This is a genomic window from Sulfurimonas sp. NWX79, from assembly GCF_039667035.1.
Taxonomy (GTDB): domain Bacteria; phylum Campylobacterota; class Campylobacteria; order Campylobacterales; family Sulfurimonadaceae; genus Sulfurimonas; species Sulfurimonas indica.
Window position 1 is genome coordinate 64,678 of the sequence record NZ_JALCZL010000003.1, and the last position, 20,686, is coordinate 85,363.

Sequence of the window (20,686 nt, forward strand, 5' to 3'; positions counted from 1 at the left end):
TTATTATTTAAGATAAAAACAAGGGAATTATAATGAAAAAGACACTTACTCTCTCGCTTCTAGCTGTCTCAGCTCTCTACTCTGCTGATGTAGCTTTAGAACCCATTAATGTTGAAGCAACAGTTGTAACTGATGTCGCACAGAAGGCACAAACTTCTGCTGATCTTGCTCAGGCACTCAGTGACAATGTACCTGCCATTGATATGTCACGTCGCAGTGCCATTGCTAATGATATCCTCATTCGTGGACAAAAACGTGACAACATCACAGTAGAAGTTGACGGAACAAAGGTTTATGGTGCATGTCCAAATAGAATGGATCCCCCTGCTTCTCACGTTGTAGCAAATCAGATTGATAAGCTAGAAGTTATCGAAGGACCATATGATGTTACTTCTTTTGGAACACTCAGCGGTGGTGTAAAAATAAGCACAAAAAAACCCTCAAAAGATTTCAAAGGCTCTGTTAATCTTGGTTTTGGTTCATGGAACTACAAAAAATTCGGAGCAACATTCAGTGGAGGCAATGACATTATCCGTATGATTGCAACAGTCTCTACAGAATCAGCTGATCAGTATCATGATGGAAATGGTGACTCTTTAGCACAGCAAATTGACAAATACCAAGCTGCCAACTCAACAACACTCACTGGTTCAAAAGACCCTAGATTACAACCTGCTTATTATGATATGCCGGCTTATACTAAAAATAGTGCGATGGCAAAAGCTTTTATTAAAACATTTGAAAATCAAGAACTGCGTCTAAGCGTTACAGCAAACAGAAGTGATGATGTTCTTTATGCAAACTCCAAAATGGATGCTATTTATGATGACTCAAATATCTACAGTGTAGAGTACAATATCGACAGTATCAGTGATACATACAAAAATATCAACTTACAATATTATCACTCTGATGTTGACCATCCAATGGGTACAGATTATAGAATGTCTTCGTTAAATACAGGCATAGTAGTGACAAACTGGCTCACCACCAATATGGATGGAATTAAACTCAAAAACAGTTTTGATATCAACTCCTACCAACTTCTTCTTGGTCTTGATGCAAGTAAACGAAAATGGGACGGACACTATGAAAAAAATGGCTCAGCAGCAGCAATTGGTTATAGAAAAAGTATTGATAATGCAGTAACAAAGAACAGTGCACTTTTTGCAAAACTCGATAAAAAATATGGTTCTTTTAATCTCTCCGTCGGTGCGAGAGTGGATGATACCATCATTACAAATGACAGCTACCAGGATAATAACTATCACTCTGTGGGGGCAAATATTTTAGGGACATATCATATCAATAAAGAGAATAAGATCTTCTTTGGTATTGGACAAGCTTATCGTGTACCAGATGCTAGAGAGCTCTATTTTTTAGGTTCTACGGGTAATGAAGTAGGGACTCATGATTTAAAAGATACTACAAATCAAGAAATAGATTTAGGCTATGAAGCAAATACTGCTAACTTTCAATTTAAAATAAAAGCTTTCTACTCAAAACTCAAAGATTATATCTACTATCACAAAGATGCAGACAATAATGCATCTACTCTAGATGTACATGCGTTTGAAAATATAGATGCATACATTTATGGTGGAGAAGCAACTGCTTCTATCTATCTCACAGATGATATGAGTGTTGATATGGGAGTTTCTTATAAACGTGGTAAAAAAGACAAAGCACTTGCCGGACAGACAAATACAAACTTAGCAGATATGGCACCACTGCGTGGAAATGTGGCACTGAACTATGAATATGCAAATAATTCTATCGCAACACTTGAAGTACGTGCAAGTGACAGATGGAACACAATCGATGACGAGAACGGTGAACAGGTTCTTGCTGGCTGGGCAATCTTAAATGCAAAAGTAAAACATGCGGTTAATAGAAAATTTGACCTTACTGTAGGTGTAAATAATATACTTAACAAAACATATGCACAGAGCAATACATATGCAGACCTTATCTTAGTCACTGGCGGTACAACAGATGTAATGTTGATGAACGAACCAGGTCGCTATATCTACACAAATCTTGATTTTAAATTCTAAAACCCTTGCAAAAAGTCTGCCTTATAAGCAGACTTTTTTCCTCTAAAGCACTTCTTCATATAAAAAAAGATAAAATCTCTCTATGATAAAGAGATACCCAACCAAAAAAATTTATGTCGGAGATGTTACAGTCGGTGGTGATGCACCTATCTCTGTTCAGTCTATGACCTATTCAAATACACACGATGTTGCAGCAACAGTGGAGCAGATAAATCGTCTGCATTTTGCAGGCTGTGACATTGTCAGAGTAGCAGTACCTGATATGGAAGATGCACTTGCGCTTAAAAGCATAAAAGAGCAGATCTCTCTACCACTTGTTGCAGACATCCACTTTAACTATAAACTCGCACTCATTGCTGCAGAGTCAGTGGACTGCATCCGTTTTAATCCTGGAAATATCAGTGATAAAAGCAAGATAAAAGAGATAGTAAAAGCCTGCAAAGAGAGAAACCTGCCAATCCGCATCGGCGTCAATGCAGGAAGTTTGGAAAAAGAGTTCGATAACAAGTATGGTCCTACGGCAGAAGCGATGGTGGCTTCAGCTGAGTATAACATCAAGTTTTTGGAAGATTTGGGATTTGATGATATTAAAATCTCGCTCAAAGCAAGTGATGTACAACGTACAGTCGATGCCTATCGAATGCTGCGCCCTCGTAATAATTATCCTTTTCACTTAGGAGTTACAGAAGCGGGCACTATCTTTCATGCAACAGTAAAAAGTGCCATTGGCTTGGGTGCACTTTTACTTGATGGTATCGGTGATACTATACGAGTCAGCATCACTGGTGAGCTTGAAGAGGAGATAAATGTCGGTCGTGCAATCCTTAAAGACAGTGGAGCGATGCCTGATGGGCTCAATATCATCTCTTGTCCTACCTGTGGTCGTATAGAAGCAGACTTAGTAAGTGCAGTTGCTGAGATAGAACAACGTACAAAACACATTAAAACTCCACTGAATGTTTCTGTGATGGGATGCGTTGTCAATGCCATCGGTGAAGCAGCTCACGCAGATGTCGCCATCGCCTACGGTAAAGGAAAAGGACTTGTTATGGTCAAAGGGGAAGTCGTTGCAAACCTTGATGAAAAAGAGTTGGTTGACTGTTTTGTCAGTGAAATAGAAAAAATGGCAGGAGAATAAAATGCAAGATAATCTCTACAATTTAGCATTTGAGCGTTCAATTCTAAGTTCTATCATTTTCGAGCCAAGCCAGTTTGATGAGCTAAGTGTCATACTCAACAAAGATGACTTCTACCTTCCTGCGCATCAAGATATATTTCAAGCGATGTTGACTCTTTTGCAAAAAGACCAGCCAATCGATGAAGAGTTTATAAAAAAAGAGCTGATTCGTGCAAAGAAATTTGATGAACAGGTAATGCTTGAGATTTTAGCTGCAAACCCAATCTCTAACACCAAAGCCTATGTCGATGAGATTAAAGACAAATCGCTAAAACGCCATCTCTTAACACTCACAACAGAGATAAAACGAGTAACCGTAGAAGAAGAGCTGCCATCTGTAGAAGTCGTTGACATCGTAGAAAAAAAGCTCTATGAGATCACTCAGGATAATCAGACAAGTGACTTCAAAGACTCTCCAAAGATGACCTTTGACACGATGGAGTACATCAAAGAGATGAAAGCACGTGGCAATTCTGTACTCGTTGGGGTAGATACCGGTTTTAAAGAGCTAAACAAAATGACAACTGGTTTTGGTAAAGGTGACCTTGTCATCATCGCTGCACGGCCTGCGATGGGGAAATGCCTTGGACGAGGTACAAAAGTTGTCATGTATGACGGCACACTCAAAAATGTTGAAGATGTTGTTGTTGGTGATGAATTGATGGGTGATGATTCAACACCAAGAAGAGTCCTTTCACTTGCCCGTGGTCGTGAAAAAATGTACTGGGTACGTCAAAATAAAGGTATAGACTACCGTGTCAACGAATCACATATTCTCTCACTCAAACGCTCACGTAACGAAGGCAAACACAAGCATGGTGATATTTTAAACATTTCCATCAAAGAGTACAACAAAAAAAGTAAAAAATTCCACTCAAACTATAAGGGTTATAAAGTAGCCATTGATTTTCCAAAAACACAACTTCCTGTTGATCCATACTTTTTAGGAATTTGGCTTGGAGACGGCACTGTAAGCAATGTTGGTATCGCTACACAAGACAAAGAAGTTGTTCACTTTTTAGAAGACTATACAAAAAAACTCTCTTTGCAAGTAACAAAACAACACAATAACAAAGAGAAATGTCCTATATATTCCATTACAGCAGGGAAAAGAGGTATATCAAAATACAAAGACAACTCTTTACAAAAAAAACTGCGTGATTTGGGTGTGCTCAATTGTAAACATATTCCACATGACTATTTGCGAAATTCACAAAAAAACAGATTAAAACTTTTAGCCGGTCTTATCGACAGTGACGGTTATTATGATGACAAACATCACGTATTTGAAATTGTCCAAAAAGATGAAAAACTAGCGCAGCAAATTAAATTTTTAGCTGATTCTCTGGGCTTTCGTGTTTCACTGAAGACAAAAAAAGCCAGAATCAAAAAAATAAACTATGTATGTGATGTCTATCGACTCAGAATTTTCGGTCATCTTGATACTATACCAACTAAAATTGCCCGTAAAAAAGCAAGAAAACTACTCTCAAAAAGAGAACATCTTCACACAGGCATAAAAGTTGAATATGACAAAGTCGATGATTACTATGGCTTTGTTCTTGATGGGAACCACCTCTTTTTGCTTGAAGATATGACGGTAACGCACAATACATCTTTTATTTTAAATACGGTAAACAATCTTATCAATCAAGGCAAAGGTGTCGCCTTTTTCTCACTGGAAATGCCGGCTGAGCAGTTAATGCTACGTCTGCTCTCCATTCAGACATCTATTCCTCTACAGAAATTACGTGTCGGTGATATGAATGATGACCAGTGGAGCTCACTCAATGGTGCCATTGACAGAATGAACTCGGCCAAGCTCTTTGTTGATGATCAGGGAAGTGTCAATATCAATCAACTTCGAAGTAAACTTAGAAAACTCAAAAACAAGCATCCAGAAATTGAGATAGCCGTGATTGATTACCTCCAAATTATGTCAGGGATCGGTAACCAAGACAGACACCTCCAAGTAAGTGAGATCTCACGTGGGCTTAAAATGCTTGCTCGTGAGCTTGAGATGCCTATTGTTGCGCTCTCACAACTTAACCGTGGGCTTGAAAGCAGAAATGATAAACGTCCGATGCTCAGTGATATCCGTGAGTCTGGTTCGATTGAGCAGGATGCCGATATCATCCTTTTTGTCTATCGTGATGATGTATACCTCTACAAAGAAGAAAAAGAGCGAGAAAAAGCAGCACGTGCAGAAGGAAAAGAGTTTACCTCAACCTATGTTGAAAAAGAGGAAGAAGAGGCTGAGATCATCATCGGAAAACAGAGAAACGGTCCAACAGGCCATGTAAAACTCATCTTTCAGAAAAAACTTACCCGTTTTGTTGATGCACCAAGCTTTGCCCAAGCTGTTGAGACAGTCTATGAAAATGTCGATACAAAATCAGCTCAGGTTGATGTCCCACAAGTTGAGATGCCACCTATCTAGATGGCTTCTTTAGAGAGAGTTGAGCTGTTAAGCTCAAGAAAGGATTACCTCTATCTTCTTACTCTCTTTATCCTACTTTTTACAACTTCTCTCTCCTATGAATATTACAAATACAAACAACTCACAAAATTTGACTCTCAATTAGTAGACGCGACAATCCTCAAACAATACACAAAAACAAAAGTTACAAAAAAAGGCAAAACAAAAACCTATCAGGTGTTAAAGATAAAAAGTTTTGATGGTTTTACTTTTTATTCAACAGCCTCTAAAAATCTGCCAAACTATAAAGACAAAAATATTCTCCTAGAGGTATGGGCAGGAAAAATTACTTTTTTAGAGTACCTCAAAGGCTTCTTTGCCTTTAGTAAAATTTTGGAAATTGATACGAAAAGTTCTATAAAAGAAAACATTACCACTGCTATTACCCAAGCTCATGCAGAGAATGATGCAAGCGCTATCTATCAAGCACTCTATCTGGCAAAGTCACTACCATACCACCTTCAGCAGACTTTTTCAAACCTTGGTATATCACATCTTATCGCCATAAGTGGCTTTCATCTTGGTGTACTCTCAGCACTTCTGTATTTTCTTATTAAATACCCTTACAGACTTTTACAAAACAGATACTTTCCCTATAGAAGTGCACAACGTGACACTTTTTTCATTATCACTTTTGTTCTGCTTACCTATATGCTCTTTTTAGATGTACCACCATCACTTCTGAGAGCTTTTGCAATGCTCTGTACCGGATTTATACTCTATGAGAAAGGTATCAAAATCATCTCACTGCAAACACTATTACTGACTTGTTTATTACTCATTGCCTTTTTCCCAAGACTGCTCTTTAGTATTGGTTTTGCTTTAAGTCTCAGCGGTGTTTTTTATATCTTTTTGTTTCTTATCTATTTTCAACAAAGAAACAAGCTATGGCAATTTCTTCTGCTTCCTTTTTGGGTCTATCTGATGATGCTACCATACTCTTTAGTCATCTTTGGAAATTTCAGCCTATATCACCCACTCTCGATTCTTTGGACATCACTCTTTACTCTTTTTTATCCACTCTCTATTTTTCTTCATTTGATTGGATTTGGAGATCTGCTTGACTCACTGCTTATCTCTTTACTGCAACTCAATCCTCACGCAGTGAAAATAGCAGTTCCAAATATAGTCTTATATGGGGAGATTTTTCTCTCGCTTTTGGCTGTTTTTAAAAAAGAAGCACTTTATCTACTGCTTTTTTATTGCCTCTGTGTGTTTATATACTCGATCTATCATATAACATAACTTCAGACCGTAGATAAAGATAATCCAAGAGACATAGATCCATAAAAACAAAAACATCACAATCGCAAAAGAGCCATACATCGTAGTATAGGATTTGTTCAAAAAAACATAGTAGATAAAAGCATTTTTACTTGCACTAAAGATGATGGAGACTACAAATGAACTGATTGCTGATGCTTTTGGATTTACTTTGGCATTTGGGCCTATTTGAAATATCAAAAAGAAAAGCCCCCAGATAATCAAGTACGGAACAAGTGGCAAAATATTGAGTCCGGAAGTGAGCGAATTCGAAGCCATCAGTGCTGCAATATAGCCTGTAATATAAAAAGAGATACCAAGGGCAATTGGCGTGAGCGTAAGCATTGTCCAGTAAGTTGTTATGCTCTCCCAAAGGGTTCTTGATTTTGCATGGAAAATCTTATTGGCTATATACTCAAAGTTTTTAAAAAACATCAGGGATGCAACAAGTATCATTAAAAGCCCAAAGGCTCCCATTTTCGCAGAGTTTGCCACAAAACTGTCTATATTTTTCATAATAAGCTCAGATTGTACCGGCATCAGATTTGAGAAGATAAAATTTTTGATATTTTCATAATGTTCTGCAAAACTCGGCATGGAAGTGAGCAGTGTCAGCACTATTAAAAGCAGAGGAATGATAGTAAAGATAGTATAAAAACTAAGGCTTGCTGCAAAAAGTGTCAGCTCTTTATCTACAAAAGCCAAAACAAACTGTCTGACCTCTTTGTAGATTTTTCGAGCTAAATGATGCATCGTCTTAATCAAGTCCCATTTTTGCAGGGTTTAAGATATTATTTGGATCAAAGGCTTTTTTAATGGATTTAAAAAGTTCCATCTCGGCATCAGAGAAAGCCATTTTCATATATGGTGCTTTTGCAAGTCCTATTCCATGCTCACCTGAGAGTGTCCCACCTAGGTCAACTGTCGCTTGGAACACCTCTTCAATCGCTTTATAAGCGATTTTCACCTGCTCTTGGTCACTACCGTCAACCATAACATTCGTATGCACATTTCCATCACCCGTATGTCCAAAACATGGGATTTTTACACTGTACTTATCAGCTATGGCATAAAACTTCTCTAAAAGTTCTGGTAGTACCGCACGCGGAACAGTTACATCTTCATTAAGTTTTTTACTTCCGTAAACTGAGAGTGCAGGAGAAGCATTACGACGAGAAAACCAGATATCAGCCGCCTCTTTTTCATCTTTTGCACGACGGAATTCAGAACATCCGTTTTCTTTAAAAACCTTTTCAATCTGGTCAAGTTGGAAGTTCAGATCATCTTCCAAATTGCCATCAACATCAGTAACCAAAAGAGCACCGGCATCTACTGGTAGTCCTTTATGAAAGGTCTGCTCAACTGCACGAATCGTCAAGTTATCCAAAAACTCCATAGCAACCGGTGTAATTCCACTTGCCATTGTTTTATAAACCGCTTCCATTGCATCATTTACCGTTGGAAAGATTCCCATCGCCGTTTTCGTCAGTTTCGGCTTTGGAATAAGTTTGAGAGTTATCTCTGTTAAAACTGCCAAAGTTCCTTCAGAAGCTATTAAAATACCTGAAATGTTATAGCCTGCAACATCTTTGATAGTTCGCTTTCCAGCTTTAATGACATCACCATTTGGGAGTACTGCACGTGTTGCCATGACATAGTCTTTGGTAATTCCATACTTTGCAGCACGCATACCACCGGCATTTTCACTTACATTGCCACCTATAGTCGAATAATCCTGAGATGCCGGATCCGGCGGATAAAAAAGCCCTACCTCTTCAACTGCACGTTGCAGATCCATATTGATAACACCGGGTTGCACGATAGCAACCATATTTTTCATATCAATCTCAAGGATTTTATTCATATGTTTTTCAAAGCCCAGTACAATACCGCCGGAACTCGGCAGTGCCCCACCAGTAAAACCTGAACCCGCTCCACGTGGAACGATAACAATTTTATGCTCATTACAGTACTTTAAAATTTCACTGACATCCTCTTCATTCCGAGGAAAAAGTACAGCATCAGGTTCAAAGTGCTCACGTGTCGCATCATAAGAGTATGCAATTAAATGTGCTTTATCACTGTAGATATTCTCATCACCTACAATAGTTTTAAAATGTTCTAAATGTTTTGCTTCAATCATACTATTTTCCTATCTTAAATTCAGTAACTAAATCTACTAACTCTTTATGACTTTTTACTATCTCATAGAGTGCTTTGTTCTTTTTATTGTTCTGCACTAAAAGCTTATAATAGTGCGGAGCATAATTCTCCATCTCATCACTCCCTTCACCCCACCAAGCAGCATCGATTTTTGTTACACGTGTATAAAAAGGTGTCTGTTTTTTCTTGGCTTCAAAAGAGGCATCTGTAATATTTAAAATTGTAAAACTCTTAATGTCCACTGTATAGACTTTTTTATCCAAGTAGATAAAAAGTAGTCCAACACTTGCAGCATTTGCAAAACTCGTAAAATCTTCCTGAAGCGGTGTCGGATGCCCAGCAAAAGAGAGTACCGTTGCAAAAAGGTCTGGATGTATCCACTGAATACGCACACTTTTTGAGATTTGATGATATATCTCTTCAGTTGGAGCGATTAAGAGCGCACGAGAGTACCCAAAAGCAAGCTCTACCGTATCACCGACTTCTGGTTTATACTTTCCATATGGCAGAGAGTTGTTTCGGAGTGCATTAAATTCACTCATTTTAATTGTTGCAATTTTTTTGGCTTTATCATATGCCATAACTGTTGCATTTTTCAAAATCACACTGTGCTCGGGTGTGATATGATGGACTACAAAACCACTCACTCCTACATCAATATGGTCAATCTCTATCGTAGCAAGTGCTTTATCATTGTCAACAGTAAGAATTGGGGCTTTCATCACAGCTGCCATCATCTGTGAAACCATCAAAATGAGTAAAATCGTATATTTCATTGTTCAACTTTCTATTAATATAGTGCGATTATATCAAACAAACCTCATATTAATCAAAAATTTGATAATCTTTGCACATTATTTATTTCAGGCTAATATTAATGATACGATTTTTCATACTTTTTTTACTGGCAACATCCCTCTTTTCTTCCGTTGTGGAAAGGTATAGATGGATAAACGGGGAAACCTATCTGATCTTTTTAGAAAATCACAATCTTCCTATTCGAGAGCTCTATTACAACCTTGACAAAGATGACCAAAGACTTACAGAAGAGATGCGTGCTGGAGTGCATTATCAAATTTTAAAAGATGATAATGGTCTAATAGAACAGATCCTACTTCCACTCAATGATGAACTGCAAATCCACATCTATAAAGATAAAAACTCTTACAAATTTGAAGCCATCCCAATTATCAGTACCACCAAAACAGAAGCCTTCAGTACAATAATTACGAGCTCTCCAATGTACAATATTTTAAAAGAGACAGGGAGTAAAAAGCTCGCTCAAATCTTTGTTGCAAGTTTTAAACACTCTCTTAATTTTAAAAATGACATCCGCAAAGGCGATAGACTTGTAATGATCTATGAACAAAAGTACCGTCTAGGCCGCCCTTTTTCCATGCCTACACTCAAAGTTGCCATGATAGAGATGAATCATAAACGCCACTATATCTATCTCAATGATGATGGACGTTATTATGATGAAAAAGCACATGAAGTTGAAGGGTTTTTACTCGCTCGTCCTGTTCGTGGTGCGCGTATTTCATCCTATTTTACCAAAAGAAGATGGCACCCGGTTCTGCATAAATGGAAAGCCCATCTAGGTGTTGATTACGCCGCCCGAAGAGGAACTCCCGTGATAGCTGCAGGAAGCGGGCGAATTGTCTATGCTGCACGGCTTGGTAGCTATGGAAACCTTATAAAAATAAGACATAATGACGGTTATGAAACACGCTATGCCCACCTAAAATCTTTTCGTAGAGGCATACATCGTGGTAAATATGTCAAAAAAGGACAGACCATTGCCTATGTAGGCAATACCGGCCGTTCAACCGGTCCACATCTGCATTTTGAACTTAGAAAACGCGGTCGTGCCATTAATCCACTGCGTGTTGTACAAGTTACAACAAAAAAACTCAGAGGCAAAGAGAAAAAAGCATTTTTACGTCTGAAGAAAAATTATGATGAGAGTGTTGAACTTCATCTGGGCAACCAAACACCTTTTCAAAAGCTCCCACCATTTGAAAATATCTCTTACATTCATTTCATGGACAAAAACAATGGATAAAATAGAGTCTATCCAAGAGCTCAAAGAGACAAAGTTCATCAAGCCCATAGAGATAAACTATATTCAAAAAGGCATTAAAAAACGATGGGAGGCTGTTATCAGTCATGATAGTGTTGCAGTGCTTCTTTACCATAAAGAAAAAGATGCTTTTATCCTTGTAAAACAGTTACGGGTAACAGTACTCAATAAAAATCCTGATGATGGTTATATGTATGAACTCTGTGCAGGTATCGTTGATAAAAAATGCTCAAATGTTCAGATAGCAAAAGAGGAAATCTTAGAAGAGTGTGGTTATGATGTGCCACTGGAAAATATTGAAAAAATCAGCTCCTTTTATACCTCTGTTGGCATATCTGGAACACATCAGACACTCTATTACGCACAAATTGATGAGAGTATGCGAGTAAATGAGGGTGGCGGGATTCATGATGAAGAGATAGAGGTTATCAGCATAGCATATGAAAATGCAAAAGATTTTCTTTTTGATGAGTCCTATCAAAAAACAACCGGTGTCTCTTTAGCTTTTTACTGGTTTTTCAACACAAAACTCAAGCAAACTCTATAGGATCCATATCCACTTCTGCCAACGGTACCATAGAAGCACGTACAGCTTGTATAATATCAGTACTTTTAGCAGAACGTAGCAGTATCTCATAACGATATTTATTCGCTACTTTCTCAAGCGCACATTTTTTTGCACCTACAATCTCTAACTCTTGAAAATTCCGCAATTTTCCTTCCATCTCACGCATAGCTTCTTGTGCTTTTTGGGCATTTTTATGTGCAAAAAGAATGCGGCAAAGTTTCTTATATGGAGGATAGAGTTCTTGGCGAAAGAGTTTCTCCTCTTCTAAAAAATCTTCATATCTCTCAATATAGGTACGAAAAAAATCCTCATTAAAACTCTGCACTATCACTTTTGCATCTTTGGAACGACCACTGCGCCCTGCTACTTGAATGAGTAATGAGAGCGCTTTTTCACGAGCTCTGTAGTCTGGCATACTTAAAAGATTATCCATCCCAAGAACAACTGCTAAAGTTACATCATGATAATCATGCCCTTTACTAAGCATCTGCGTACCGACTAAGATATCACTCTCTTTATCATTAAAACGCTTCAATATTTTTTTTAACTTGGCAGCCGTAGTGATAGTATCTCTGTCAAACTGTTCAAGTTTTGCACTTGGCAAAAGCTCTGCTATGATATTCATAGCCTCGGCAGTTCCTAGTCTTGAACTGACAAGATGAGAAGAGTGACACTCAGGACAAACCTGTGGTATTGCCTGTGTAAAATTACAGTAGTGACATTTCAGTGCACGTGAGTGTTGATGCAGACTCATTCCAACAGAACAGAATGCACACTCAAAGGTATATCCACAATCTCCACAAATCAAATACTTAAAATTTGCACGAGTGGGTAAAAAAACAATGGATTGCTCTTTTTTTTCATAAACCTCACGTAAGTGACTCTCGATTAAAGGTGTAATCTCTTCAGTATGCGCTTCATAGATAAACTCTTTTTTTGAACTGAAATGTCCACCTTTGAGCCTAATGTGAGGAAATTTCACATAAGAACCAAGTGATGGTGTCGCACTTCCAAGCACTACAGGTATATCATAGATCTTTCCCATATAAATTGCAATATCACGTGCATTGTAACGTGGTCGCGCGGATGATTTATAACTCTCATCATGCTCTTCATCCACAACTATAAGCCCTAAATCTCTAATAGGTAAAAAGAGAGAAGAACGCGCCCCTGCAATAATCTTTGCTTTACCACTTCTTATCTTCTCTTGTGCTTTTCTTTTTTGTAAAGGGGTGAGTTTAGAGTGCCAGATAACAAAATGCCCACCGAAATGTTCTTGCAGTCTGTTAGACATCTGCGGTGTCAGAGAGATTTCGGGCATTAAGAAAAGTGCTCTCTTATCCTCACCTAAAACCTCTTCAAAATATTTCATATAGATTTCTGTCTTACCGCTACCGGTATCTCCAAAAAGTAAAGAAACCTTATGCTGTTTTAAAAAGTTGAATGCATTTTCCTGTCTTGAAGAGAGTATGATTTTAGAGTTCTCAAAACATTTCTGCGTATCTTCTTGTTGTTCTTCTTTCTCTTGAAATGGAACCATCAAAGAAAAAGCATCACCAAGTGAACAGATATAATATGAAGCAATAAACCTCGCAAGTTTCATCTGCTCTAAAGAGTAAAAAAGATCCAGAACTTCTAAAATCTCATTTGTTTCAAAGTCTGGTTTTTGGGTTTTTTCAATGACAACACCCTTTTTTTGTCGATTATTAAACTCTACTACGAGAAGGGTACCAGAAGAAATATTATCAGAGCTTGAATAAGTAAATGGCTCTAAAGGAGAACCTATGATAGAGATTTTGTAGTAATACAATTTTTATTATTTATTAGTTTACAAGATTATCACAGATAGCAGGCTGTGCAGCACTTAAAGTGAATTTTCCTGCACCGTCATAAGTGAAAGTACAATCCTGCCCACCTACACGAAATACATACGTATTGATTGCTGCTCTTCTCCAATGCCCATCTGTATTTCCGGATGAAACACCATAGAGAAGGAGGGTATGATTAGCATCACTCCCTGTAAAAAGTGTCGTATTGTTATCACTCAACTGTGGAATCCAGCTAGAATCTCCTTTTATGAGTCTACTTTGACGCTCCGTCATAATAGCTGAACGTATGGCAGAAATATCAGAACGCCCTTTAGCTATCTGTGCATCTGTTCTTGTAGCTGCAAATTTTGGTATTGCTATTGCTGCCAAAATCCCTAAAATAACGATGACAAACACCATCTCTATCATCGTGAAAGCTTTTTTAGTATGTAACATTCGTTCCCCTTAGTTTCATTGGATACTTTGCAGCATCTATTGCAGATTGAAGAGCCAAACACTTAGTATCATTTCCAGCGGTACCTAAAGAGATGGTTAAATTATCATCTGTAGTACCTGTCAGTATTTCTAATGTTAAACAATTACTGACACTTCCCATCGCGATAACAGCTTTTTTTGTAGTAAGTGTAGCATAACCTGAAGATTCTAAAACCTTCATTCCCTTCGACATAAGTTTTAAATCATTTTCTGTTTTCGCATTTGACATCGCATAAGAAGCTATTTCCCCCGCACCAGTCATTATATTATCTGCAACTTTAGAAATCTCTGCATCTGTTCTAGTTGCTATTAACTTTGGAATAGCAACAGCCGCTAAGATTCCTAAAATAACTATAACAAAGACAAGTTCTATCATCGTAAATGCATTTTTATAATTTTTCATATAGTTTCCTTACTTAATAGTTCTTTATATTAACATGGTTTAGATTATTTTAATTTGAAGTTTGAGGATTTTAAGGAAAGAAAAATATTCCCAAGCAGGAGCTTGGGAACAAGAAAGAAATTATTCTAATAAGTTACACCTGACCCACCAAATATATGTGTCCCCTTAAGATCTGCTGTTGCATTTTGTAGGCCCGTACATGCTGCCGTTGATGTTCCATTTATATCCTCTACTGTCAGATTACCATCTGCAACACTATTAAATGTAATTTTAACACAATCTTCATTTCCTATTACATAATTAGCAACATCACTATCACTTGCCCCTTTTGTATTATCATCAAACTGAACATTTGTCATTGTACTTAAAGCGGCAAATGTACCCTGAGATGTATAATAAGATCCAATATCAGAAAGTGCTGTTGCAAGTTCTGTAGCACCTTTTGATACCTCAGCATCAGTACGTGTTGCTGCAAGTTTTGGAATAGCAACTGCTGCTAAAATACCTAAGATAACGATAACGAAGATCAATTCGATCATTGTAAAACCAGCTCTTTTCATAAGAACTCCTTGTAATTAAAAAATTTGGACTACTCTTGTAATCTTAAAGACTATTATGAGACTATTTTTATTAATATTTCCTGAAAAGTAGTAAACTTCATCTAAGTTCACCGAAAACTCGCCATATTGTGATACATTTAATTCAACAAAAAAGCACTGATTCTTCTTGAAAGTGAGATTTTAGCCTTGTATTTTAGGCTTTAAAGTCACATATAGCCCAGATTAAAATCTGGGTTCCAAAGAGTTGTTCAGGTTACAGCGATTAATTAATAATTGGAATAAAAATTGCTTGTTTAGTGTTACATCTCAACAAGGAGTATTTATGAGTATTGAAATCTCTAAAACACATGGTCTCTTAGCACAGGCTATGGACTATCGTGCAGCTCGTCAAGATATAATAGCATCTAATATTGCCAATGCAGATACTCCTTATTATAAACCGCGTGATGTTCGTTTTGAAGAAGCACTGATTGCTAAAAAAAATGAACTTTACAAAGAAAACTCACATCAACTGAAAATGGCTCGTACGAATGCGAAACATTTAACACCAAAAGAAGAAGGAAGTGCTTTACAACCGACATTATATTTCCGAGATGGACATATGGCACGTAATGACGGAAACTCAGTGGATTTGGATGTTGAAACAACAGAGATGAGTAAAAACTCTATCATGTTCAATGCCCTTGTAATGGCAAACAAAAAAGATTCAGCAATTTTTACAAGTGTTATTGACGCTTCTGCAAAGGTTAACTAATGAGTGATTTTTTAAACAGTTTTGATATCAGCGGATATGGACTCTCTGCGCAACGTGTTCGAGTAAATGCAATATCTAGTAATATTGCCAATGCGCAAACCACACGTACTGATGAAGGTGGACCCTATCGTCGTAAAGAGGTCATCTTTAAAGCAATCAACTTTAATGATGTATATAATGATATGTTGGCTGATAAAACAAAAAGTGCAGCATATTCAGATCCATTGGATGAAAATCAATTTGGCAAAAAGGTAAATCCTGCTATAATGAGTGTTATAGTTGATAAAGTGGTACGTGATGATGCAAAACCACTTATGAAGTATGAACCAAACCACCCTGATGCAGATGCGAACGGTTATGTAGCCTATCCAAACATTAACCCTGTTGTGGAAATGGCCGATTTGGTAGAAGCAACCCGCTCTTACCAAGCTAACGTTGCAGCATTTCAGAGTGCAAAAGATATGGCAAATTCTGCGATATCTTTACTGCAATAATTTATGGAGAAAAGCATGAGTAATATAAATGAGATTTCATCAACATCTACTGCTGATTTACTAAAACAAAAAGAGTCTTTACCAAAAACAGGTGGTGAAGCTTTTGCCGAGCACCTCAAATCTGCTATCAATGAAGTCAATGATATGCAAAAAGAGAGTGAACAGGCTATTGCAGACTTAGCGACGGGGCAGGTAAAAGACCTCCATCAAGCAGCTTTAGCGATTGGAAAAGCAGAAACAAGTATGAAACTTATGCTAGAGATCAGAAACAAAGCACTGAGCGCATACAAAGAGATAGGTAGAACACAACTCTAATAACTTAATGGTCAATCGAAACAAATCAAAGAAAATTCTCCTTCTCTATCTTCTTATATCTTTAGCATTTATAGCATTTTTAAGTGTTATTCTTTTTACTGTTGTCAAAAGCCGTCATATTCCATCACTCTATACAAAAGAGTCTTCACGTGCACAGCGAGGCACTGTTATCTCTGCAGATGGTTTCCATATAGCTACAACAAAAAAACTCTACAAAGCAGTCGTTGATACCCGTTATATTGACCCACAAAAAAGAGAACTTTTTATAGAGCTCTTTAGTATCTACTCCGGTATGACATCAAAAGCCATTAAAAAACGTCTCTCGCGTCGCAAAGGTGTAGTAGTTTTAAGTTACAACATTCCTCAAATTCAGGCACAGTACCTTAAAAAGCTCTCTTATGAGCTACGCCGTTTTAAAGTTTTTCTAGAGCTGAAAAACCCACGAACAGGACTGCGTTCCATTCATGGTTTGAGTATCATTGAGAGTGGAGAGAGTCGCAGATACCCTTATGGCAATCTTCTTACTCCGATTATCGGGTATCCTCACAAAGTAGAAGACAACGGTTACACGGCCATCAAAGGGGTAAAAGGGCTAGAGAAAAGATTTGATGCTGATTTAGCTGCTCGTCAAGATGGTTTCTCACGTGGCAAACGTGATGTAAACGGTTACATCATCCTCAATAAAGAGAGTTTTACAAAACCAAAGATAAATGGTTTAGATATTAAGTTAAGCATTCCTGTCGCATTGCAGATTCGTATAGAAAAACTGCTTGACACTATGAAAATAGAACTCAATGCAAAAGAGATTATGATAGCCATTATGGATTCACACACAGGAAGAGTTTACAGTATGGCTAGCTCAAACAGATATCTTCCAAAGTCAATTAGAAAAAAAGACTACCCTTCATTAAACTCGGGAATGATTGAGTATAGTTTTGAACCGGGAAGTGTTTTAAAGCCTATCACTTTTTCTCTTCTGCTTGAACACAAACTTGTAAATCCTTATGATCTGGTCAATGGCCACAACGGTCGTTTTAAGATGGGAAGAAAAGTCATCACAGATGAGCATAAATTTGATTGGTTGAGTGCTGAAAATGTCATCGTCTACTCATCAAACATTGGGATTGCACAACTTGCACAAAAGCTCTCAGGATATGAGTTTAACAATGGTCTTAAAAAGTTTGGATTTGCACAAAAGTCCACACCTGATCTTATCTATGAAAAAGTCGGCTTTATTCCATCTTCAAAACGATTGGAAAATGAGATATACAAAGCAACATGTGCATACGGTTATGGGATTCGTTCAAATCTCATGCAGTTAATGCGAGCATACAGTGTCTTTAACAATAACGGGAAGATGGTAACACCGCAGATTGTCACTGGTTATATTGATGAATATCATCAAGAAAAAAAGATAGAACCTTTTGAAGAACAGCAGGTCCTACGAGGAGCTACTGCCCAAAGAGTGAAAAAAATCCTTATCAAAACAGTCAATAAAGGAACAGGAAAAAAAGCCATCACGCCTGGTTTGGAAATTGGTGGTAAAACCGGTACTGCACATATTGTTGAAAAAGGCAAATATGTAAGAAAATACAATACTGCCTTTATCGGATTTGCCAATGACAAAACTCACAACTATACAATCGGTGTTATCGTTGTCCAACCAAAAAAGAGCCAGTTCGCTGCCCAAACTGCCGTTCCTGTTTTCAAACAAGCAGTCGATGTTATGATAGAAGAAGGATACTTAGAGCCAAATATTGTCGAGTAAGCGTGTATCGCCGACTAAAGCCTCAACGAGTATAATGCTCTCCCCTATCACAACCTCATCAATTGGCTCAAACTCACGTGAGAGTATTGCAACATAACCTATCTCAAGTGGTTCTAAGATTTTTAGCATCTGCTCTTTAATCTCTGCGACATTCACTATGCCTCGACTTACCATTTTTGAAGCCTCATAGAGTGACTTTGGAATTTTGAGTGCTTCTTGCCTCTGCTCTTTTGAGAGATAGACATTTCTACTACTCAGTGCAAGACCATCTGCATCTCTTACTGTATCAACCGGGACAATATTCACGTCCATAAAGTACTGTTTTATCATTAACTCAATTAAGTTGAGTTGCTGTGCATCTTTTTTTCCAAAGTAAGCATTTGTCGGGTTTACTATATTTAAAAGCTTCATCACAACACGCAGTACTCCACTGAAGTGTCCTGGACGTGTTGCACCCTCTAGCAGATAACCTCTAACATTTGGAGCGACAATCTTTACTTCATCTTCAAAATAGAGCTCATCAGCTTGCGGCATAAACAAAACATCAACACCTGCAAGCTCACATATCTTTTTATCTGCTTCATCACGACGAGGATATTTATCTAAATCCTCTCCCGCTAAAAACTGTGTAGGATTGACAAAAATGGAGACTACAACTACTTCATTATTTTTTTTAGCCTCTTTGATAAGTGTGATATGCCCTTCATGGAGTGCTCCCATAGTTGGTACATAGCCTATGGTTTTATTCTCATTTCTCAGATATGCTTTTAATTCCAATGCAGAGGAAATAGTCTTCATTTTAAGTCCCAATATAATATAATGGTGCAATTATATCAGAGATTTTTTCATATAGGCTAAGCATGGACAATTACGAATATACAGAACTTTTAAAAAATATTACAACTAAGATGCAAAATATTACAGATGTTGTAGAGCCACAAAAAATCGAGTCTCGTCTGCGTGAGATAGAAGAGCAAGAGAGCAATCCTGAATTTTGGAATGATGCAGCTCGTGCCGCAAAGATTCAAAAAGAAAAAACCCAGCTCTCACGCAAACTTGAAAAGTACAATATTGCAAAATCTGCTGTAGAAGATGCCAAAGAGCTCTATGAGATGGCAAAAGAAGAGAATGATGAAGAGTCTCTACAGGCTCTTTATGATGATGCTCCACAGTTAGAAGAACAGATTCGTGCTATGGAGATAGAAGTACTACTAAGCGGTGAGAGTGATGCCAATAATGCTATTTTGTCTATCCATCCCGGAGCTGGTGGAACAGAGAGCCAAGACTGGGCCGCAATGCTACTTCGTATGTATAAACGCTGGGCTGAAAGACATGATTTTAAAGTCGAAGTACTGGATTATCAGACAGGAGAAGAGGCAGGCATTAAAGATGCTACTATTCTTATCAAAGGTGAGAATGCTTATGGATACTTAAAAGTGGAAAATGGCATCCACAGACTTGTTCGCATATCTCCATTTGATTCCAATGCAAAACGTCATACTTCATTTAGTTCTGTCATGGTCTCACCTGAAATCGATGATGATATTGATATTGTTATCGAAGATAAAGATATCCGTATTGATACCTACCGTGCAAGTGGTGCTGGTGGACAGCATGTTAATAAAACCGAATCTGCTATTCGTATCACACATATTCCTACAGGCGTAGTTGTACAGTGCCAAAATGACAGATCTCAGCATAAGAACAAAGCAACAGCACTGAAGATGTTAAAATCACGTCTTTATGAGCTGGAACTTGAAGAACAAAAAGCCAAAGAGGCAGGCATTGCCAAGAGTGAGATAGGTTGGGGACATCAGATTCGCTCGTATGTCATGCAGCCTTACCAGCAGGTCAAAGATACACGTTCTAATGAAGCCTACTCTAATGTAAGCGCTATTCTTGATGGAGATATAGACAAGATGATAGAAGGTGTCTTAATAGCGACAAATCGTTCTTAGGACTCTTCCTTTTTTAAAAAACTATATGCTAAAAAGAGTGCTCCGAGTATCATAGAAAAAATTGTCAAATACTTCATCTGCTTTTTTCGTGTAGCTTGAAGTGCTTTTGAAATGTGAGAAGTATCCACTTGCTTTTTGACCTGTTTAGTATTACTACCGACAACATTTGCCTGCATACGTGCTAAGTTTGCAGCAGCAATCTCATTTGCACTCATTGCTTTTTGAGGTGTTACCCAAAAGTTTATCACAAATCCAGCTATTAACAACAGTGCTCCAACTACTCGTATTATCTCTTTTTGATGTTTTTTAAAAAATTCCAAACTATCGTTCCTTTTTTTGCT

General features: G+C 37.6%; 20 protein-coding genes. 11 read left to right on the top strand and 9 right to left on the bottom strand.

Annotated features, from left to right (window positions below; genetic code table 11):
* The first annotated feature begins 32 nt into the window (after window positions 1-32).
* From MNY27_RS02165 to MNY27_RS02180, 4 genes are all read left to right on the top strand, one after another.
* The gene (locus MNY27_RS02165; RefSeq protein ID WP_152183670.1) at window positions 33-2,057 is read left to right on the top strand and encodes a TonB-dependent receptor; all 2,025 of its coding nucleotides are present in this window, start codon (window positions 33-35) and stop codon (window positions 2,055-2,057) included.
* Window positions 2,058-2,139: 82 nt separating this feature from the next.
* The gene (gene ispG, locus MNY27_RS02170) at window positions 2,140-3,195 is read left to right on the top strand and encodes a flavodoxin-dependent (E)-4-hydroxy-3-methylbut-2-enyl-diphosphate synthase (protein WP_152183671.1); all 1,056 of its coding nucleotides are present in this window, start codon (window positions 2,140-2,142) and stop codon (window positions 3,193-3,195) included.
* Window position 3,196: 1 nt separating this feature from the next.
* Window positions 3,197-5,674, top strand: a complete 2,478-nt coding sequence (gene dnaB / locus MNY27_RS02175) for a replicative DNA helicase (RefSeq protein WP_152183672.1) — start codon at window positions 3,197-3,199, stop codon at window positions 5,672-5,674.
* Window positions 5,675-6,958 (top strand): ComEC/Rec2 family competence protein, encoded by a 1,284-nt coding sequence (locus MNY27_RS02180; protein ID WP_152183673.1) that lies wholly within the window; start codon window positions 5,675-5,677, stop codon window positions 6,956-6,958.
* Here MNY27_RS02180 and MNY27_RS02185 read toward each other — a convergent pair.
* The 3 genes from MNY27_RS02185 to MNY27_RS02195 are packed head-to-tail and all read right to left on the bottom strand — an operon-like array spanning window position 6,902 to window position 9,915.
* Complete coding sequence (locus tag MNY27_RS02185) at window positions 6,902-7,729, bottom strand: YihY family inner membrane protein (protein WP_152183674.1); 828 nt, start codon at window positions 7,727-7,729, stop codon at window positions 6,902-6,904. The two genes, MNY27_RS02180 and MNY27_RS02185, sit on opposite strands and share 57 nt — an antisense overlap.
* A 4-nt stretch (window positions 7,730-7,733) precedes the next feature.
* Window positions 7,734-9,119 (bottom strand): FAD-linked oxidase C-terminal domain-containing protein, encoded by a 1,386-nt coding sequence (locus tag MNY27_RS02190; protein WP_346391818.1) that lies wholly within the window; start codon window positions 9,117-9,119, stop codon window positions 7,734-7,736.
* A 1-nt stretch (window position 9,120) separates the two neighbouring features.
* The gene (locus tag MNY27_RS02195) at window positions 9,121-9,915 is read right to left on the bottom strand and encodes a plasminogen-binding N-terminal domain-containing protein (protein ID WP_152183676.1); all 795 of its coding nucleotides are present in this window, start codon (window positions 9,913-9,915) and stop codon (window positions 9,121-9,123) included.
* 101 nt (window positions 9,916-10,016) lie between these two features.
* Between MNY27_RS02195 and MNY27_RS02200 the strand changes: the two genes are divergently transcribed.
* On the top strand, window positions 10,017-11,204 hold the full coding sequence (locus MNY27_RS02200; RefSeq protein ID WP_152183677.1) for a M23 family metallopeptidase: 1,188 nt from the start codon (window positions 10,017-10,019) through the stop codon (window positions 11,202-11,204).
* Window positions 11,197-11,769: an NUDIX domain-containing protein gene (locus MNY27_RS02205; protein ID WP_152183678.1), complete on the top strand. Its 573-nt coding sequence runs from the start codon at window positions 11,197-11,199 to the stop codon at window positions 11,767-11,769. Before MNY27_RS02200 ends, MNY27_RS02205 begins: the two co-directional genes overlap by 8 nt.
* Here MNY27_RS02205 and MNY27_RS02210 read toward each other — a convergent pair.
* From MNY27_RS02210 to MNY27_RS02225, 4 genes are all read right to left on the bottom strand, one after another.
* Window positions 11,753-13,600: a primosomal protein N' gene (locus MNY27_RS02210; protein WP_152183679.1), complete on the bottom strand. Its 1,848-nt coding sequence runs from the start codon at window positions 13,598-13,600 to the stop codon at window positions 11,753-11,755. The two genes, MNY27_RS02205 and MNY27_RS02210, sit on opposite strands and share 17 nt — an antisense overlap.
* A gap of 13 nt (window positions 13,601-13,613) precedes the next feature.
* Window positions 13,614-14,054, bottom strand: coding sequence for a prepilin-type N-terminal cleavage/methylation domain-containing protein (locus MNY27_RS02215; protein WP_152183680.1), 441 nt, complete (start codon window positions 14,052-14,054; stop codon window positions 13,614-13,616).
* On the bottom strand, window positions 14,041-14,496 hold the full coding sequence (locus tag MNY27_RS02220; protein WP_346391819.1) for a prepilin-type N-terminal cleavage/methylation domain-containing protein: 456 nt from the start codon (window positions 14,494-14,496) through the stop codon (window positions 14,041-14,043). The genes MNY27_RS02215 and MNY27_RS02220 overlap by 14 nt, the downstream gene beginning before the upstream one ends.
* A 125-nt stretch (window positions 14,497-14,621) precedes the next feature.
* Window positions 14,622-15,056 (bottom strand): prepilin-type N-terminal cleavage/methylation domain-containing protein, encoded by a 435-nt coding sequence (locus MNY27_RS02225; RefSeq protein WP_346391820.1) that lies wholly within the window; start codon window positions 15,054-15,056, stop codon window positions 14,622-14,624.
* Window positions 15,057-15,378: 322 nt separating this feature from the next.
* Between MNY27_RS02225 and flgB the strand changes: the two genes are divergently transcribed.
* Genes flgB through MNY27_RS02245 form a run of 4 tightly spaced genes read left to right on the top strand, consistent with a single transcriptional unit; the run spans window position 15,379 to window position 18,387 of the window.
* Window positions 15,379-15,810 (top strand): flagellar basal body rod protein FlgB, encoded by a 432-nt coding sequence (gene flgB, locus MNY27_RS02230; RefSeq protein ID WP_152183682.1) that lies wholly within the window; start codon window positions 15,379-15,381, stop codon window positions 15,808-15,810.
* Window positions 15,810-16,304 (top strand): flagellar basal body rod protein FlgC, encoded by a 495-nt coding sequence (gene flgC / locus MNY27_RS02235; RefSeq protein WP_152183683.1) that lies wholly within the window; start codon window positions 15,810-15,812, stop codon window positions 16,302-16,304. The genes flgB and flgC overlap by 1 nt, the downstream gene beginning before the upstream one ends.
* Window positions 16,305-16,319: 15 nt before the next feature.
* Complete coding sequence (gene fliE / locus MNY27_RS02240; RefSeq protein WP_346391821.1) at window positions 16,320-16,619, top strand: flagellar hook-basal body complex protein FliE; 300 nt, start codon at window positions 16,320-16,322, stop codon at window positions 16,617-16,619.
* A 7-nt stretch (window positions 16,620-16,626) separates the two neighbouring features.
* Window positions 16,627-18,387 (top strand): penicillin-binding protein 2, encoded by a 1,761-nt coding sequence (locus MNY27_RS02245; protein WP_152183685.1) that lies wholly within the window; start codon window positions 16,627-16,629, stop codon window positions 18,385-18,387.
* Here the strand turns inward: MNY27_RS02245 and panC are convergent.
* Window positions 18,364-19,185 carry a pantoate--beta-alanine ligase gene (panC, locus tag MNY27_RS02250; protein ID WP_346391822.1) on the bottom strand — a complete coding sequence of 274 codons (822 nt, stop codon included), beginning with the start codon at window positions 19,183-19,185 and terminating at the stop codon, window positions 18,364-18,366. The genes MNY27_RS02245 and panC overlap by 24 nt on opposite strands.
* Before the next feature lie 62 nt (window positions 19,186-19,247).
* On the opposite strand from panC, the gene prfB reads away from it, so the two are divergent.
* A complete protein-coding gene (gene prfB / locus MNY27_RS02255) occupies window positions 19,248-20,345 on the top strand; it encodes a peptide chain release factor 2 (protein WP_346391823.1) in 1,098 nt (365 codons plus the stop codon).
* On the opposite strand, the gene MNY27_RS02260 is transcribed toward prfB, so the two are convergent.
* Entirely contained in the window at window positions 20,342-20,665 is a 324-nt protein-coding gene (locus MNY27_RS02260; protein WP_152183688.1) for a hypothetical protein, read from the bottom strand. The two genes, prfB and MNY27_RS02260, sit on opposite strands and share 4 nt — an antisense overlap.
* Between the last annotated feature and the right edge of the window lie 21 nt (window positions 20,666-20,686).